At 32.6% G+C, this 17,675-nt stretch carries 13 protein-coding genes; 5 read left to right on the plus strand and 8 right to left on the minus strand.

The window, feature by feature from the left end:
- Nucleotides 1–45: 45 nt before the first annotated feature.
- A complete protein-coding gene (locus PTSHG_RS04915; protein ID WP_019107776.1) occupies nucleotides 46–1,311 on the minus strand; it encodes a Glu/Leu/Phe/Val family dehydrogenase in 1,266 nt (421 codons plus the stop codon).
- Nucleotides 1,312–1,707: 396 nt separating this feature from the next.
- On the opposite strand from PTSHG_RS04915, the gene PTSHG_RS04920 reads away from it, so the two are divergent.
- The gene (locus tag PTSHG_RS04920) at nucleotides 1,708–2,592 is read left to right on the plus strand and encodes a YitT family protein (RefSeq protein WP_019107777.1); all 885 of its coding nucleotides are present in this window, start codon (nucleotides 1,708–1,710) and stop codon (nucleotides 2,590–2,592) included.
- A 69-nt stretch (nucleotides 2,593–2,661) separates the two neighbouring features.
- Here the strand turns inward: PTSHG_RS04920 and PTSHG_RS04925 are convergent, their stop codons facing one another.
- Genes PTSHG_RS04925 through PTSHG_RS04940 form a run of 4 tightly spaced genes read right to left on the minus strand, consistent with a single transcriptional unit; the run spans nucleotide 2,662 to nucleotide 7,452 of the window.
- On the minus strand, nucleotides 2,662–3,351 hold the full coding sequence (locus PTSHG_RS04925) for a CPBP family intramembrane glutamic endopeptidase (RefSeq protein WP_019107778.1): 690 nt from the start codon (nucleotides 3,349–3,351) through the stop codon (nucleotides 2,662–2,664).
- Complete coding sequence (locus tag PTSHG_RS04930; protein ID WP_019107779.1) at nucleotides 3,348–3,893, minus strand: 5-formyltetrahydrofolate cyclo-ligase; 546 nt, start codon at nucleotides 3,891–3,893, stop codon at nucleotides 3,348–3,350. The genes PTSHG_RS04925 and PTSHG_RS04930 overlap by 4 nt, the downstream gene beginning before the upstream one ends.
- Complete coding sequence (locus PTSHG_RS04935; RefSeq protein ID WP_019107780.1) at nucleotides 3,894–6,488, minus strand: PD-(D/E)XK nuclease family protein; 2,595 nt, start codon at nucleotides 6,486–6,488, stop codon at nucleotides 3,894–3,896. It lies immediately after the preceding gene.
- Complete coding sequence (locus PTSHG_RS04940) at nucleotides 6,469–7,452, minus strand: RluA family pseudouridine synthase (RefSeq protein WP_026088844.1); 984 nt, start codon at nucleotides 7,450–7,452, stop codon at nucleotides 6,469–6,471. The genes PTSHG_RS04935 and PTSHG_RS04940 overlap by 20 nt, the downstream gene beginning before the upstream one ends.
- Before the next feature lie 73 nt (nucleotides 7,453–7,525).
- On the opposite strand from PTSHG_RS04940, the gene PTSHG_RS04945 reads away from it, so the two are divergent.
- From PTSHG_RS04945 to PTSHG_RS04955, 3 genes are all read left to right on the plus strand, one after another.
- Entirely contained in the window at nucleotides 7,526–8,221 is a 696-nt protein-coding gene (locus PTSHG_RS04945; protein ID WP_026088845.1) for an endolytic transglycosylase MltG, read from the plus strand.
- 111 nt (nucleotides 8,222–8,332) lie between these two features.
- Nucleotides 8,333–9,418: a M24 family metallopeptidase gene (locus tag PTSHG_RS04950; RefSeq protein ID WP_019107783.1), complete on the plus strand. Its 1,086-nt coding sequence runs from the start codon at nucleotides 8,333–8,335 to the stop codon at nucleotides 9,416–9,418.
- Nucleotides 9,419–9,641: 223 nt separating this feature from the next.
- On the plus strand, nucleotides 9,642–10,997 hold the full coding sequence (locus PTSHG_RS04955) for an MATE family efflux transporter (protein ID WP_019107784.1): 1,356 nt from the start codon (nucleotides 9,642–9,644) through the stop codon (nucleotides 10,995–10,997).
- A gap of 91 nt (nucleotides 10,998–11,088) precedes the next feature.
- Here PTSHG_RS04955 and trxB read toward each other — a convergent pair whose 3' ends face one another.
- Complete coding sequence (gene trxB, locus PTSHG_RS04960) at nucleotides 11,089–12,042, minus strand: thioredoxin-disulfide reductase (protein ID WP_019107785.1); 954 nt, start codon at nucleotides 12,040–12,042, stop codon at nucleotides 11,089–11,091.
- Nucleotides 12,043–12,343: 301 nt separating this feature from the next.
- Between trxB and PTSHG_RS09645 the strand changes: the two genes are divergently transcribed.
- The gene (locus PTSHG_RS09645; protein ID WP_475264619.1) at nucleotides 12,344–13,012 is read left to right on the plus strand and encodes a DUF2207 family protein; all 669 of its coding nucleotides are present in this window, start codon (nucleotides 12,344–12,346) and stop codon (nucleotides 13,010–13,012) included.
- A gap of 943 nt (nucleotides 13,013–13,955) precedes the next feature.
- Here PTSHG_RS09645 and PTSHG_RS04980 read toward each other — a convergent pair.
- Nucleotides 13,956–14,642: a hypothetical protein gene (locus tag PTSHG_RS04980; protein ID WP_019107789.1), complete on the minus strand. Its 687-nt coding sequence runs from the start codon at nucleotides 14,640–14,642 to the stop codon at nucleotides 13,956–13,958.
- A 109-nt stretch (nucleotides 14,643–14,751) separates the two neighbouring features.
- On the minus strand, nucleotides 14,752–17,211 hold the full coding sequence (locus tag PTSHG_RS04985; protein WP_019107790.1) for an S-layer homology domain-containing protein: 2,460 nt from the start codon (nucleotides 17,209–17,211) through the stop codon (nucleotides 14,752–14,754).
- Nucleotides 17,212–17,675: the final 464 nt, after the last annotated feature.

A 17,675-nucleotide genomic window follows, 5' to 3' on the forward strand; every position in this document is an offset into this window, starting at 1 on the left:
CCGCAACAAATGCTGCGGTTTTTAATCATTTATTAACTGTAGGGATTAATACCATCCTCTAAGTTTCATAGCTTTGTCAATTGATCTAATAGCGTACATGTAAACTCCTTCTCTAGGAACTACATCATATTCATCGCAAACTGCGAATACGCCTTTAATAGCCTTCATCATGTCAGCTTCTTGTTTTTCTTCTACTTCAGCTTCTGTCCAGTACATTCCGTATTGGTTTTGAACCCATTCGTAGTAAGAAACTAGAACTCCACCAGAGTTAGTTAAAATATCTGGAGTAAGTTTAATTCCTCTTTCAGTAAGAACTTTATCTCCTTCTGGAGTAGTAGGACCATTAGCTGCTTCACAAACTAATTTAACATTAAGTTTAGCTGCAACGTCACCAGTAATTACGTTTTCTAGAGCTGCTGGAATTAAGATATCCCATTCGCCTGTCCAGAAATCGTCAGCTGAGATTTGTTTTGCATCTGGGTAACCGATTAGTGTGTGGTGTTCTTCTTTGTAAGCAAGAAGTTTTTTGAAGTCTAGTCCATTTTCATTGTATAGAGCGTAGTTTCCTTCTTTTTTGTCCCATTCAGCTAAAGCGTAAACTTTTCCGCCTTGTCTTTCAATGTTTTTAACTGTGAAAGATCCAACGTTACCGAAACCTTGAACTGCAATCTTAGCGTGTTTGAAATCAATTCCTTCACGTTTAGCAGCTTCTCTAGTTACTACTGCAACACCAAATCCTGTTGCTTCGTTTCTTCCTTCAGATCCACCAAGTCCAACTGGTTTACCAGTTAACATTCCAATATCTTGTCTGTCTCCGTTAACTTTAATCCATTCATCAAGGAACCAAGCCATAATTTGTCCATTAGTGTTAACGTCTGGAGCTGGAATATCAATTCTTTCTCCAAGGTATTTGTAAAGTCCTCTGATCCAACCTCTTGAAAGTTGTTCTAATTCTCTATCAGATAGTTCAGATGGGTCAACACAAATTCCACCTTTTCCTCCACCGTATGGAAGGCCAAGTGCGCCACCTTTGAAAGTCATCCAAAGTGAAAGAGCCTTAACTTCATCTAGGCATACATTTGGATGGAATCTAACGCCGCCCTTAGAAGGACCAACTGCTGATGAGTGAGCTGATCTCCAACCTTTGAAAACTTTTACTGAACCGTCATCCATCTTTACTGGAATAGAGATTTCAATAACTCTTTCTGGTTCTTTTAGAAGTTCATAAACTGCTGGGTCGCAACCTAGCTTATCACATGCAGCCTTAACTTTTTGTTGAGCTGCTACTAACGGATTTAAAGTATCTGTCATTTTTAACACTCTCCTTTATGTATAATCATGATAACCATTTCTTACAGTCTTAATTATAGCAAATAGAAATATTAAGTTCAAGGAGTGGAATCAATTTTAACGAATTGTCCATATTTATACTTATAGCTTAAAAATTTACTCTTTTTTTGCAAATAATAATTCAATTCGTAAACAATGGTAAATTTTTCTATCTTTTTTTATTTATTGACCTATATTTTTCTATTTAAAATATTATTAAATATTTTATGATAAAGTTGTGTAATCATTTTCATAAAGTTTTATGTCTGCATACTTTTATAAATCTATCTATTTTTAAAATCAAAAAATTTTTTTATTTTATATTTTTAACTTAAACTTATTTATAATATAGTGTATTATACATTATGGGGTGATTTTGTGAACTCGAATAAAATGAGTTTTAAAAAATGGATTTGTTCAAAAAATTTCCAAAGAAAACTAATATCTGTAATTATATGCTCTTTAATAGTTTCTTTTTCCATTATTTACATAATAAAGCCAAACTTATTAATATCTGGTGGCTTGACTGGTCTTAGTATTTTGGCATCAAATGTCACAGGCCTAAGTCTTCCAATGCTAATAGTTATATTTAATATTCCAACTTCAATTCTAAGCCTCTTTTTCCTTGACAGAGACTTTACATTTTTTTCTATGTTGTCAATATTACTGCTATCTATATTTGCATCCTTTTATGAAAAGATAGCCCCAGATTTTTATTTAACAAAAGATCCAATACTAGCTTGTGTATTTGGCGGGGTTTTAAGTGGAATAGGTATGGGAATTTCCTTTAAAAATGGCACATCTACTGGCGGACTTGACATAATCGCTGCAATATTAAAAAAGAAGTTTAATATAAGCATTGGAAGTATTTTAATGGGAATTAACTTTATGATTGTAGGCACTCTAGGATACTTTTATTCCCTAGATAAAGTTCTTTTTACATTAATTCTAATATTTATAAATTACAATGTTGTAGATAAAATTCAACTTGGCGTTGGAAAGCAAAAACAAGTTATTGCAATTTCCGAAAAAAATGAAGAAATAGCAATAGAAATCTATAAAGAAATAAACAGAGGTGCTACTTTCATAAATGGCATAACATCTTACAAAAGAAAGGATGTCTATATTTTATATGTTGTGTGCTCTTCAAGACAACTTGTAAAAGTAAGACAAATAATAAAAGACAAAGACCCTGAAGCTTTTGTCTCTGTCTCTGAAACATCTGAAATTTTAGGTAATGGCTTTAAGGAGCTTTCAATTTAATAGCCAGACAAAGTTAAATTTAATTCGTAAAAACCACGGGGCTTGTTAATTCAAAACTCGTGGTTTCCTTTATTTTATCATCTGTCCTGCTGTCATATATATTCCTATTAGAGACCAATCGTAAATTATATGAATTAGATAAGTTACACTTAAGTTTTTTGAAAGTACATAAGACATTGTAAGTCCAGTCCTTATTATGGAAATAATTAGGACTGCTTGCAAGATATTAAAATTATATGTTGAAAGGTGCATTGCGCCAAAAATCACTGATGAGACTATAATTGCAAGTGTGGTCTTTACAATTTTATTTTCACTTTTTACTTTATTTATCACAAACAAAAATGGAATTATAAAAATTATCTCTTCTGCAATAAATTGAATTAGCGTAGATATAAAGAAACTCTTAAAATTGTCTGACGTCAATACATCAAAAATTGGATTTGTAGATCCTTCTATGCCAAGATTTGTTACGACAATAGATGAAATTACAACTGCTACTATAGAAAATCCAAGTCCAATAATAAGGTAAAGTAAATCCTTCATCCTAAAGGGCAAAAATATTTTAAATATAAAATTTCTATCAACTATAAGTAATGATAAGAGACACAAGGAACTAACTGCCGTTGCACCAACTATTTCATTTCTTATATTAAATAAATAAAATAAAAGGCTCACTCCATAAAAGGAGGCAATTGAAATTACAAAAGCCAAGAGCCATCTCCAAGTCTTAGCTTCTATCTTTGGGTAGTCTCTTTTCATTTGGCACCAAACTTGATTATACCTTTATCTGTCAATAGATAATTTAATTTTTTGTCATATTCCTCGTGAACAACTTCATCCACGATTTGCTCTGAGTAGCCGATTCCCATTCTTATTGTGTCCACTTTGGCAAAAAATTTGTCATAAAATCCTCCGCCATAGCCAAGTCTATATCCACTTTGGTCAAAAGCAAGTCCTGGTGTAATAGTTAGATCGATATCAGAGACTTCTTCGCCATCCTTTGGCTCAAGTATTCCCATTTTATTTGGCTCTAAGTCTTCTATTCCTTTAACTTCAACAGCAATCATCTCACTGCCCTTTACTAAGGGTACCAAAAGTTTTTTGCCATCCTCTATTATCATGTCAATGATTTTCTTTGTATCAACTTCACTTTTGTAGGATATAAAAACAAAAACTGACTTAGCATTTTTATAGATTTCTAAATTTTTTAAATTATTCCTAATTTTTTTATCTTTTTCTTCTTTATTTTCAATTTCAGCTCTAATTTTTGTGAATTTTTTTCTAAGTTCTTTTTTATCCATCTAAATCTCCTTATTCTCGCAAATTTCCTTATAGTCACAATTTTTGCAATCACTTGTAGAAGTATAATCGCCTGCCATTATGCTATTTGTCATTCTAATTATTTCCTTTTCCACATTTTCTAAAAGAAGGCACAAGTCTTCTTCTGTGAAATAATTTCTCTTGCTGTCATCCTTTGGCAAAATGTCAGAATTTTTTATAACAGTGGAAAGTTCTGCATTTTTAACAGAGCCATAAACCGCACTTGCTATCTTCTTACCCACTTTTTTTCTCGCTATAGCATAAAGTGGCATTTGAAATGACTTTAAATCTTCGATTTCCTTTTTTGTTCTGCCCTTTGACCTCTTGTAATCAATTAAAATCTCATCGTCAGCTAAAGCGTCAATCCTATCAATTCTACCTTTTATCTTTAGTCCATGGACATCAGTTACAAAAGCTTCTTCAAAATATTTTGGCACAAATCCATATTTCCTTTGCTCTTCCAAATCGCTTTCAATATATTTTTTCAAAGTGTTAAAAGTGTTAATGACAGAAATTTTCTCCAAGAAAGATAAATTTTCAAATTTACCCAAGTTTTCTTCTTCAAGAATTAACTCCTTCAAGCTATCCTCATTGAGATTTCTCTCTCTCTTAAAATACTTTTCCAAAATGTGGTGGTACTTATCTCCCATTTTGAGATAATATTTTTCGTCATACTCTTTCTCCAACTTTTCAATCCTATAAACTCTCTCAAAGATAAATCTCCTTGGGCAATCCTTTAAAATATCAAAATCTGTAACAGAATAATTTCTATCCCTAATTTTTTTGTTGATGCCCTGAAGTTCTTCCGCTGAAACTTCGTAATTTATTTCATGAGTTTCAAAATCCTTATCAAGTTTTGATGTGGCATAAATTTTTTCATGCTCAAGAATTTTTAAGTCCAAGTCGCGAATTAATGTATTTAAAAGTTTTGAAAGTCCCTTCTCAGGGTCTTCCACTAAAATAAAAACCTCCTCAGCCATAATTAAATCATAAATCAAATAGATATAGTCCCTCTTAAAGTTGTCTTTCACGAGGCTAATCTTTGCCATGTCCCTTTGGGACTCTCTGTTGTAAATAAAATTATTCTTGTTTTTTATCTCGAAATTTTTGTCAAAACCAATTAAAAATAAATTTTTAAAAGCTTTATAGTAGTTTGACCCATAATTTCCAATTTCAAGGCCCTCTAAATTTTGAACTTCATCAATTTTTGACTTTTCAATATATTTTTTTGCAATTAAAACAAAATCAATTAGAGAAATCTCCCTATAAATAGCTGAAAGATTTTCCATCTTTGAAAAATTTTCTTCCATCTTCTTTGCAAATCTTAGATCCCTAAAGGCCAAAGTATCTAGATTTTTATTTACTTCATCCTTTATTTTTTCCTTTGCCAAAGCCAAAAACTTGCTGAAAAATTTAATGTAATAATCTAAAGTCGCTTTCTCTTCTATTTTTTCTCCTTGCAAAAATTCTACGCCACTTAAAAAATTTTCCACAGAGTCAGACTTTACTTCCAAACTTTTTAATTTTGAAAAATCTATATCATCTATATTCTTAAAATCATAAGTCAAGAGTGCACTTTCAAAGATAACTTCATCACAATTTACTGGAAAATAAGAAAGGTTCACTCTTTTTAAGGTATTTTCTTTACTTTTCTTTAAAAAATATTCCATGAGGACAATAAATTCACTTTTGAGAAGGGATTTTTCACTGCTAGACACATTAAACTCAAGCCCCTCAAAGATTTCACGAGACTTTATCTTATTTGCAAGACTTTTTGACCCCGTTAAGATGTCTATATCACTGACTTTTTTGTCCATGAGCAAAAGTTTTATCTTAGAGAAAAATAAATTGTAAAAATCTTTTTTTGATGAGATGACTTTTATGTCTTTCTTCCTCAAATCAATTTTATAATCTAAAAACTCTGACTTTTCTAAAACAAATCCAAGTTCTTCTAAGCCCTTTATAGTAGATGAAATTAAATTAGATTCACAAAAATTAAAGGGCAAATCTATATAAATATTTTTGTCTTTAGCATGGGAGAGTTTTTTTATTATTTCCTCTTCACTCTTTCTAAATTCCAAAAAGCCAGATATTATTATGCTGTCAAATAGAGAATTTTCCACAGAAGAATCTTTTAGTCTTCCATAAATGTCATAGCCTTTCTCATCAAAATATGCCTTATAAAGCTCAAAAACTTTTCCTAAATCCTTAAAAATTTCTCCATTAATACTATAAATATCTTGACTAGATAAATTATTTTCACAAAGATCATCGAAAAAGTCCAAGACTATGTCAACAGTCTCTGGGAAAATTTCCATGTCAGTAAAATTATTATTCAAAATCTTTGATAAAATTATATATTTTAAAATTGAATCTGGCTTCCTATTACTATTTTTTTTGTCAATACCGTCAAAGGTTTCAAAATCAGTTTTTGTTATGTCTGTTCCCTTTTTTAGCATATCTCTTATGTAAAAATTTATTGCAGACTGAGAAGGCAAGATGACTAAAGTCCTCTCGCCCTTTAAACTTTTAAAATCTAATTTTTCCTTTGGATTTCTAAAAATTATTTTTTTCATTTAATAATTCCCCTAAATTTACATCAAAAATTTCTTCAGCTATATTTGTCATTTTTTCTCCTGGAAGGTAAACAAATTTTTTGCCCTTCAAGTTTTCAAACTCATCACATTCAAAAACAAGGGAATAATTGTGGAGAAACTGGCTGTCTAGTCCCTTAGCCCTAAAAATTTTATTGACCTTTTCTTCTCCATACTTTCTATCGCCAATGATGAATAAATCATTTTCCTTTAAAGAAGCTCTAATTTGATGAGTCCTTCCAGTAATCAAATTCACAGAGAGAAGTGAGTACCCATTTTTATTTTTAAGGACATGAAATTTTGTAATTGATTTCTTGCCTTCACTAGATTTTTTCATGACATTGTTTTTTGTCTTGACTAAATTTATATCCACATCAAAATCTTTTTTCACATCTCCAGATACAATCGTCACATAATATTTTTTTATCCTGCGACTTTTTATTGCATCATTTAAAATTTGTAGAGACTTTAAATTTTTTGCTCCAATTAAAATCCCCGATGTGTTCCTGTCAAGTCTATTTACAAAGGCGGGTCTAAAGGATTTCTCTAGCCTTGGAATGTATTCGCCCTTTGCAATTAAATAGTCCACCATCCTGTCAAGAGCGTTGTCTTGATACTTGCCGCTGTCATTGTGAGTGAGCATATTTATAGGTTTTTTTACCAAAATAATATTTTCATCTTCATATAAAATATCGGGCAGCTTAGAATTTTTTGACTTTTTTATATCCTTTTTAAATTTATTTATTGTGTCTTCTGCCAAAAATAATTTTATAACATCGCCCTTACTTAAAATATCTTCTGGCTTTGCCTTTTTGCCATTTACCACAATATTTTTCTTTCTCAAATTTTTATATATAAAGGAAAGAGGAGCCTTCTCAAAATAAATTTTAAGAAACCTATCAAGTCTTCTTCCCCCATCATTTTCATTTACAATAATTTCTCGCATAATATCTCCAAACTTTTCATTTTTTAACTTTGCTGTTATAATTATATCAAAACAAGATGAAAAGAGGTTTATTTTGAAAGATTTTAATAGAGGCAAACTCTTTTTAATTAAATTTTCGCAAGTATTATTGTCAATTTTATTTCTCCTCTTCTTGGTATTCATAATCAAGTGGAGAATTGACTCCCTATATCTCAACTCAATTTCAAATAGCAAGATTAAAATAGGAATTGCAGACGAATTTAAAAAGACGACAAATGAAATTTTAGTAGCAACTGGCTTAAAAGCAGAAGAAAATATAAAGCCAATTGTAATAGTTGACGAAGAAGAAGAAAAAGAAGAAGCACAAACAAGCAGGGCATCAACAAAAATAACAATACCTGATGGCACAAATGTTGAGGGTCTTGGCAAAATTTTAATGGAACAAGGTCTAATAAAAGATATATATGCCTACAAGGACTTGGCAGATGATATGCAAATTGAAAATAAAATTGTCCCTGGATCTTATGACTTGAGTAAAGAATTAACAGTGAGAGAAGTCCTAGCAATACTTTCTAACACAAGCCTTGAAACTTATAGCATAAATATATCTGAGGGAGCAAGCCCAGCTGATGTTGCAAACACACTTATGGAACTTGGCGTTATAAAATCACCAAATGATTTTATAATAGCCTGCAACAATCTTGGTGTTACAAGTTTCGCAGCAGGTAGTCACGAAATTATTATGCCATCAAAAGTTGCAAATATAATTAAATCACTAGCACAAAAATAATCTGTGGGAAACTGCAGATTTTTTTATTGACAATTTATAAGTTTTTAATCAATGTATAAATGGATATTGTAAGACTTTTGTGATATATTTTAAAAAAGAATGGAGGATATTATGCACAAAAATAGAATTGATAGACTAATAAAAAAGATGAAAGAAAATAATTTGGCTCACATGATAATAAGTGACCCCTACGCAATTTTTTATCTAATTGACAAAAAAATTGAACCAGGCGAAAGAGCTCTCGCCCTTTACCTTCATAGAGATGGCGATTTAAAACTTTTGATAAACGAACTCTTCCCACAAGATGATGATCTTGGCATAGATTTAATTTGGTATAACGATGTTGAAGATGGCATTCTAAAATTGTCAAAATATATAAAAGAAGATGAAGTCATTGGTATAGACAAATTCTGGTCTGCAAAATTTCTACTTCGCCTTCAAGAAATTTTTCCTGATAAAAAATACATCAACGGCTCAGACATTGTTGACGCAGTAAGACGCGTTAAAGATGAAGAAGAAAAGAAGCTTATGCGTGAATCTTCTATTATAAATGACAAGGTAATGGAAGAGCTCATACCTTGGGTTGTTAAGGGATTAAATGAAAAAGAATTAAGCACAAAGCTAAAGGAAATATATAAATCTCATGGCGTCGAAGAAGTTTCCTTTGAACCAATCACAGCTTATGGAAGATCAGCAGCTGATCCTCACCACTCCACAGATGACACTCGTGGAAAACTAGGCGACTGCGTAGTCCTAGACATTGGTGGAATGTATAAAAATTACGCATCAGACATGACTCGTACAGTTTTCATTGGCGAAGTAAGTGACAGAGCCCGTGAAATTTATGAAATCGTAAAGGAAGCCAACCTTCGTGGCATTGCAGCAGCAAGGCCTGGCAACAAAATGTCTGACGTTGACAAAGCTGCAAAGTCTTATATCGAAGAAAAGGGTTATGGCAAATACTTTACTCACAGAACAGGTCACTCCATTGGACTTGAAACTCACGAAGCAGGCGATGTATCTTCAGTCAATGACAGCATAATAGAAGTGGGACAAATCTTTTCCGTTGAACCAGGAATCTATCTCCTAGACGAAGGCATTGGCGTCCGCATAGAAGACCTTGTCTTAATAACAGAAAATGGCTGCGAAGTCCTAAATCACGTGTCAAAGGATTTAAAAGTAGTTCCTCTTGAATAATAAAAATTTTTAGTTTTTAAAGTATCTCTATCTAAAAAGGAGATACTTTTTTACTTTTCATAAACTAAAAAATAATTTTTATCTCCAATTAACCTTGTAATAAGCCTAGAACTTTGTAATTTTTTGACTTTTAAAGTACAATATTATGTATTATTAGTTAAACTCACTTGCAAATCTTATTTGACAAAAAATTGAAATATTAAAAATAATGGAATGATTTAATTTGAAAGATAAAGAAGTATCACATATAGAAAAAAATTTAATGACAAGTGGAAGCATTTGGAAGACAATTGTGCTCTTCGCCATACCCCTAATATTTGGCAACCTCTTACAACAAACCTACAACACTATTGACTCAATGATTGTGGGAAACTACGTGGGCAGTAATGCCCTGGCAGCAGTTGGCTCAAGCACAGCTCTTATTAACCTGTTCATATCCTTTGCTCAAGGCATTTCAGTTGGAAGCGGGATAATAGTTGCTCAATCCCTTGGCTCTAACAAGCTAAAAGATGTTAAGCTTTCTGTTCACACTTCTCTTGCCATCGCCCTTGTCCTTGGAGCCATAATTTCCATATTGGGTTACATCTTTGCCCCTTGGCTTTTAATGAAAATGGAGACACCAAAAGAGGTTATGGCAGAATCAATAGACTACCTAAGAGTTTTCTCCATGGGACTAATTTTTAATGTCCTTTACAACATGGAAGCCGGTATCCTAAACGCTGTTGGAAATTCAAAACGCTCCCTTTTATACCTTGCCATTGCATCTATGATAAATGTCATCCTAGACATTTTGTTCATTGAATTTTTCGCCATGGGCGTAAGTGGTGCTGCCATAGCAACAAATATTAGCCAAGGACTTTCAGCTCTCCTTGCCCTTTTATTTTTGATGAGAGTTCCAGAAATTTATAAAGTTCGCTTAAAAAAAATAAAACTTCATGGAGACATGGCTCTTCGCATAATAAAAGTTGGTATCCCGACAGCAGTTCAAGGCACAGTAATATCTTTCTCAAATGTAATAATGCAGTCTAGCGTAAATGTATTTGGTTCAATGACCATGGCAGGCTTTGGTGCCTTTATAAAAATTGACGGCTTTAACATCTTGCCCGTCCTAAGTCTAAGCCTTGCCATAACTACCTTTGCAGGACAAAATTATGGTGGAGGAAAAATTGACAGAGTAAAAAAAGGAATGTGGATGACACTTTCTATGAGCATAATTTATACAATAATATCTGGCACTATGCTTTACACATTTGCTCCCAAGGTCATTGCACTTTTTACAAAAGATCAAGCCGTAATAGAGGCAGGAGTTCTTGCTACAAAATTTTTCTGTCCCTTCTACTTTTTACTTGCCATTATGCACTCCCTTGCTGGCACAGTGAGAGGTACTGGTAAGACAGTGCCGCCAATGATAATAATGCTCTTGTCCCTTTGCCTATTTAGAATTCTTGCAGCAAAATTTGTAATTCCACATTACAATACTATTGAGAACGTCTATATGCTCTATCCAATCTCCTGGTTAATTGGCGCAGTCCTAATGGTGGCATATACCTTTAAGGCAAAGTGGATAAAAGAAAGCTGAAATTTTTTCCACAAGTCAAAATAAAATTATGAGCAACAAAAAAACATTGATTGAAATTTTACCTTCAAGCAATGTTTTTTCTCTGCAAAAATTATTTATTTTCCTTGAAACCTTCGTAAAGATTTCCTTCTTCTTCATCAATATATTTTTGTGCATTCATAGCCGCAACAGCACCATCGCCTGCTGCATTGACAACTTGGCGAACAGTTTTCTTTCTAATATCTCCTGCTGCAAAAACACCAGCTACATTAGTTCTCATTTCATCATCTGTTTTAATGTAACCATCGCTAGTAAGTTCAACTTTACCCTTAAACATATCAGTCATAGGAACATAGCCGATGAATACAAAAATTCCGAAAGGCTCATCAGCCTTGATTGACCTTACTTCGCCAGTCTTAGTGTCCTCTAAAATCATTTCGTTGACAATCTTGTCTCCCTTGATTTCCTTTACAGTAGTGTTCCAAATAAAATCAATCTTATCATTGTTAAAAGCTTTTTCTTGAAGAACCTTTGAAGCTCTTAGCTCGTCCCTTCTGTGAATGATGTAAACTTTCTTGGCAAAGTTAGTGATGAAAATTGCCTCTTGAACAGCAGAGTCGCCACCACCTACAACATAAACAGTTTCATCTTCATAGAAAGCGGCGTCGCAAGTAGAACAGTAACTTACGCCACGGCCCTTGTATTCCTTTTCGCCAGGTGCACCAATAGGTCTAGGAGAAGCACCAGTAGCAATTATGACTGCCTTGGCTTCATAAGAATCAATATAGCACTTTATCTTTTTTACTTCTCCCTCTAGGTCCATATCTACAACTTCATCCATAACGATTTTAGCGCCAAATTTTTTAGCTTGATCCGCCATTCTCTTTCCAAGTTCAACACCATCAATAACATCAATTCCTGGATAATTTTCAACTTGAGTAGTTTCAGCAATTTGTCCGCCTTCAATACCCTTTTCTATGATTAAAGTTTTCTTTTTACTTCTAGCTGCATAAAGACCTGCCGATAATCCTGCTGGTCCGCCTCCAATTATAATAATATCGTACATTTAATCCCTCCAATAAATCTATTATACCCAAAAAAATTTTTTTGTATATAATATATAGAGGTGATTAAATGGATTTTAAAATGAATTTATCGAGCACATACTTTTTGGCAATAAATATAATACTCATTCTTTTATCCTTTGCAATGGCTAAACTTCTTTTGAAGAAAAAAATTCAGCAAAAAAGGAAAAAGAAATAGATTTAAAATATTATGAGAAAGGCTATCTCTACAAGGGTGGGAATTTCATCTACAACACAATAATAGCAATAATTTTAAAAACAATTGCAGATGGAAAAATAGAAATCCAAGAAAATTTTTACAAAACAAAAGCTGGCGAAGAGAAAAAAGAATATGTATTAAAAAATTTAAAACAAGAAAACTTAGATAAAGGCGAGCAAAAACTCTTCGACATACTCTTTTCCTTTGGCGAGGGAGAAATCTCCACTCGCAATTTGGATAAAATTAGAAGAAGAGAGCCAGACAACTACAACAAAAAGTTCAATGACTTTATATATTACTTGGAAGATGAAATGGTGGAAAAAAAACTTTTTACAAGAGAAAAGAAAACTGCAAAAATTTTACTTTCCTTTGTAATATTCTCCCTCCTGTTTTTCGTGGGCGTAATCACAGTCTATAACGAAAACTTTTTTGGAATTGCAAGCATTATCTTTGCACTAATTTTTTACGTATCACTTATAACAAGCTTCTCCAATATGACAGAACTTGGAAACAAAAAATTTAAAGAATTAGAAAAAGTAGAAGAAGAACTAAAAACTTGCGAGAGACGATGTGAAGAAGACTTGCTCCTTGCCATAGCCTTTGGCTTAAAGATGGAGAATATAAGGGCGATTTATGAAGAATTTATCGAAGAAAGTCCTCAAAGAAAAGGATATGATATATTTTTTGAAAAAGATTTCTATAAGAGCTTTAAAGTTGCACTCGTGGGAGATCATTTGTTAGTGAAAAACTAAAGCTTGGCTTTAAGAACAAATTTAAAAAGTTTTTTCTTAAAAAATATTTTTTTAATATTAAGGTTTTATTTCTAATACTGGAGGGGACTTAGGGCGTTTCGAATCTCCCTTGTCCCCTCCTTTGACCTCCCCCACACCCCCGTGCCCTGGCAGGGGCCTTTGCCAACAACCCCGAGCAGCAGCCAGCCTAAAATTCAAAACTTGCTCTCTTACATATTTATAATTACAAAATTATTTTTTCATCAGAATTATTTTAAATGCGAATATTTTATTTCATCGAGAGCTTCACGCGAACCTAATCAACTCAAAGTTCGCTTCGCTCCTTTTCGTTGTTAGGGTTCGACGGTTGAGCGACTGAATTTGCTTCGCAAATATCAATCGCTCATTCACAGTTGAATTTTTTTACGGCTGTCTTGCTTTACGGGGTTTTAAAAGACTACAGTTTGGTTTTACCTTTACGGATTCTCCTCGTTACAAGCAATCGAAAACTTTTACGACTTCGATTTAGATTTCTTCTAGTAAAAAAATAGATCCATCAAAATAACTTAACAACAATGCCCAGTTTGTAAATGTGTAATAAGGAAAGGACCTCTAGCTACAATCGTAGACTAATTGGAGTGTATAAGATAAGCAAAAAATCGGTTATGCGTTAAAAATTTTCAACTGTTTGAGCTCGAAGAGCGAGTTTTGAAAATTTAGCATGACCGATTTTTTTGGACTTCCAGTGCGTGGGGTGAAAGGGGTGGTTTGGAGGGGTACCACCAGGCACAAGCAAGGGGCAATATCTGTTTACACTTGTTTAGAATCGTAAGCCCCTTGTGCCCGAATGGGTATAAGCCCCTCCAATATTAAAAAAAAGATTTAATATTAAAAAATATCTTAGTAAAGAAAAAACCGAATTTATAAATTCTTAATTTTTTCTTAATAAGAAAAAAGAAGCCTTTTAATCAGCTTCTTTCTTAATTTCTTCCCAAACTTCTTTAAATATTTTTGCAAAAGATTTTTCGACCTTACTTCTTAATTTTCCAAATTTTTTTTTGTATTTATAATATGTAAATTTTTTTACCTCATGAGTGTCTTGCGACTCTAATTCAATTATTCCTTTTCTTATTTTAATATTTTTTTCTAATTCTTTTCCAAAAATATAATCATTGTAGTTTTTTATGGCATCTAGCGCCTTTTTATCCTCTTCATGGTTTATAGAAAAAATAATTTTATAATAAAGCCTTGTAACTTTATTTTCATCTACAGCTTTACCTTTTCTTGTGAGTCTTAGGTATTCTGATAAATTATTTTGCAGCCTATGTAGCCAATTTATTCTCTCTTTAGTGACAATTTCTTTAAAGGACTTCTTTCTATTTATGTTAAAGCCCTCGAAAACTCCAGCTCCTGCTACAAGGGCAGGTAATATTACTTTTAGGTTAGAAAGAAAAAAATAAGTCCTTATGTCTTTCTTGTAAGAAAGGTAGAGATAAATAATAAGCAAAATGAATACAAAAAAGCATAAAAAATGTCTTAGGAAAAAAGATTTTTTTAAACAATTATTAATAGGATTTATCCAAGTATGGTTTTTATCCTTTGCAGTTTTATCTGGATTTTCTTTCTTAGTTATAGAATTAAATTGGCTCATATTACCACCTCTTACCCTAATTTTACCAGAAAAGAACCTTTATGTAAAAAAAGAAAAACCCGAGGTTTCCCTCGAGTTTTATCTTTAATTTAATTAGTTAGACTAATTATTAAGCTGTTTTAGTTCCAGCTTTAGGTGCGAATTTATCCATAGCTGTTTGAAGAGTTTCTTTAGCTTTATTCATTTCTTCAGTAGTTTTTGTTAATTCGCCTTTTGCTGCAGTGATAGCTGTATTAATAGCATCAATATCTGCTTCTAGTGCCCACTTTTCAGTAGTTAATACATCTGTACCATCAGCTGATTTTTTAACATCTTTTACTTTAGCTTCTGCTTCAGCAATTTTAGCTTCAAGAGCCTTTTTGGCTGCTTCTTTTTCATCTGCTAAAACTTTTTCATAGTATTTTCCAACTGGCATTTGAGTTTCGTTATCAACAATATCAGTTGCTACGAATAAACCATTGTTATTTCTTTCAGCTACTTTGAAAGCAATCTTTCTAGTTTCTCCAAATTTATTCCAGAAGTTCATTAAGTCTTTACCTTCATTAGTGTATACAAGGTAATTAGCAATTCCATATTGATTTGCTGCATTAAATATGTTGTTATCTACTTTAGCTGTCATAGTAGTATAATCTTTTCCAAGCATATCTACTCTTTGAACTCTACCTACTTCTTGTCCTTTGTGAGCTATTGGAAGAATTCCAACAATAGAACCTTCAAGTTTAGTTCCTTTTCCAAGAAGTGAAACAATTTCAGCTGTGTTGCTGTTTTTGTCTTCTACTCTAAATTGGATACGGTTACCAACTTCAACGCCATCAAATCTCTTAGCAGAGAAGATGTCTGCATCTCTAAGATCAAGTTCAGATCTTACTCCATTTTCATCAATAATTTCAATGACTTTACTGTCATTTTTAACTTTGATAATTTCAACAACTGGGTATTTGTTAGTATCAGAGTGGTCAATTAGAGTATTGTAGAATGATCCAGTTCTAACATCATCAAGTTCGATAACATCAAACTTATCGCCATATTCTAATGGGAATCTTGAAGTATCTTTATAGTTGTTTCTATCAAGAACTTCTCCATTTGCTTTTTCAATTGTAGTTATGAATTTAGAAGAAGAAGTTTCTAGAACTCTATATTTTTCTCCATTAACTGTTTTATTTACAAGATTGAATACTACAACTTTTGCAGTATTTCTATCAGCTGTATCGAAGTTTATTGCTCCGTAGTTTCTATTAATTCCATCAGTGTCAAATCCTGCATATACATCAAGAAGTTTATAATCTGCATAGTTTTTGTATCCGATTAGTGCAAGTGCTTCATTTACATTTGCAACTTTCTTCATAATGTTGTTACCAGGGTTAGCTACATAGAATTCAGTGTCTTTGTTGATTTTTAAAGTAATATCTGTTTTAGCTTTATCTCTTGTTCCTACATTGTAGAAAGTAATAGATTTTGCATCTACATCTTTGTTCTTGAAGTTAATCATAGCATAAGCTTGTCTAGCTGGATCTACTTTGTAGTTATCCATTGAAGAACCATTTTTGTAGTAAGTGCTTGCTGGTGAAGTTTCTACAGTATTGTCAGCAACACCTCTCCATACAGAGTTGTATCCTGCTTTACCATATTCCATGTTTACAGCAAACTTGTCTGGATTACCAAGTTCAATGATATGAGTTACTTCGTTCTTGTCATTAGTAAGAATTCTTACTAATGATCCTAGATAGTAATTATCAAGTTTGTAGTTAATATCACTTAATTTAATAAGTTGTTGTCTTGAAGAGTTAACTCCTGTTACAAATACAGTATCGCCTGTAACCTTGTATTCCATTTTAGAATCTTGGTTAAGAGTTAATACATCTTTTGTAATGTTAGAGATAATTCCTCTTGTTTCATTAGCTGGTACTCTCTTGAATTCTTGCATTTTGTAAAGAGCATTGTAAACCATAGTGAATGCATCTGCTCTATTAGCTGCTTTGTTTGAATCTGCAACTGTTACATCGTCAAGAATTCCAAGTTGTGTTGCCCAAGTCATCCAAGAAGATGCCCAGATAGCGTTTTTAACCATATCAGCAGTTAAGTCTTTTTTAGCAAGAACTACTAACATTTTTGCTAATTCAGCGTAAGTTACATCTTTTTCAGGACCAAATGATCCATCTGGATATCCTGCTAGCATAGCGATTCCGTTAGCATCAGAAGGAACTGTTGTACCTACTGTGATAACTCCGTTAGCCCAGTGTTTTGCATCTACATCAGAGTAGATTTTCATTGAACCTTGAAGTTGTTTTGCTAATTCTTCGTTACCGTTAGCTAATACAAGTAATCTTGTAATTTCGGATCTCTTGATGTTTTTGTCAAGTCCGTAGCTTCCATCTTCGTAGCCTTCAACAAGTTTTTTGTCGATAATGTATTGGATTTTGTTATCTTTTCCAACTACTTTTTCAACTTTTTCAGAAGCTGCTGGTTTTTTAGCTTCTTCTTTCTTTGCTGGTTCAGCCGCGAAGACACTTGTGAATGTTCCTAGTACCATTACTAGTGCTAGTACTAGAGAAATAATTTTCTTGTTCATTTGTCTTTCGACCTCCTTAAAAATTTTGTAGATTCTACAAAAGTCTCAAACTTTTGTCGCCGAGTCTGAACAAACTCGACTCAGAGGTGACAAATAAATATCGCCTTATTTCTGGTTTTATTTAGTTGTCATGTTCCTCTTATGTTTCTATTATACACTAGAAACTTCCTTTGTAAAATTACAATTACATTACATAAACTTTCTTGTAATTGTTCTTTTGAAATATTTATGTAACATTGCTTTTTACTTTAGTGGTTTTTAGTGATAGTAGAAAGGGTCTTTCGACCGTATGTAAAATTATAACAAAAGGGTTACATTTTTGCAATTTCTTTTTCTTGCGGAGGGTAAGGGAGTGGAAAGCCTGCGGCTTTATCGCTAAATAATATAAAAAGAAATTTTCTTTATAAGTTTTTATTTTTCTTAAAGGCTGCGGCTTTAGCACTTATAAGGAGGTGGTCAAGGGG

This window comes from Peptoniphilus senegalensis JC140 (assembly GCF_000321025.1).
Taxonomy (GTDB): domain Bacteria; phylum Bacillota; class Clostridia; order Tissierellales; family Peptoniphilaceae; genus Peptoniphilus_A; species Peptoniphilus_A senegalensis.

Bases quoted from the DNA above. Each gene is read 5' to 3' on its own strand.
- PTSHG_RS04940 (WP_026088844.1), bottom strand. From the start codon at position 7,452: ATGCGAGAAATTATTGTAAATGAAAATGATGGGGGAAGAAGACTTGAT.
- PTSHG_RS04935 (WP_019107780.1), bottom strand. From the start codon at position 6,488: ATGAAAAAAATAATTTTTAGAAATCCAAAGGAAAAATTAGATTTTAAA.
- PTSHG_RS04930 (WP_019107779.1), bottom strand. From the start codon at position 3,893: ATGGATAAAAAAGAACTTAGAAAAAAATTCACAAAAATTAGAGCTGAA.
- PTSHG_RS04950 (WP_019107783.1), top strand. From the start codon at position 8,333: ATGCACAAAAATAGAATTGATAGACTAATAAAAAAGATGAAAGAAAAT.
- PTSHG_RS04980 (WP_019107789.1), bottom strand. From the start codon at position 14,642: ATGAGCCAATTTAATTCTATAACTAAGAAAGAAAATCCAGATAAAACT.
- trxB (WP_019107785.1), bottom strand. From the start codon at position 12,042: ATGTACGATATTATTATAATTGGAGGCGGACCAGCAGGATTATCGGCA.
- PTSHG_RS04925 (WP_019107778.1), bottom strand. From the start codon at position 3,351: ATGAAAAGAGACTACCCAAAGATAGAAGCTAAGACTTGGAGATGGCTC.
- PTSHG_RS04915 (WP_019107776.1), bottom strand. From the start codon at position 1,311: ATGACAGATACTTTAAATCCGTTAGTAGCAGCTCAACAAAAAGTTAAG.
- PTSHG_RS04985 (WP_019107790.1), bottom strand. From the start codon at position 17,211: ATGAACAAGAAAATTATTTCTCTAGTACTAGCACTAGTAATGGTACTA.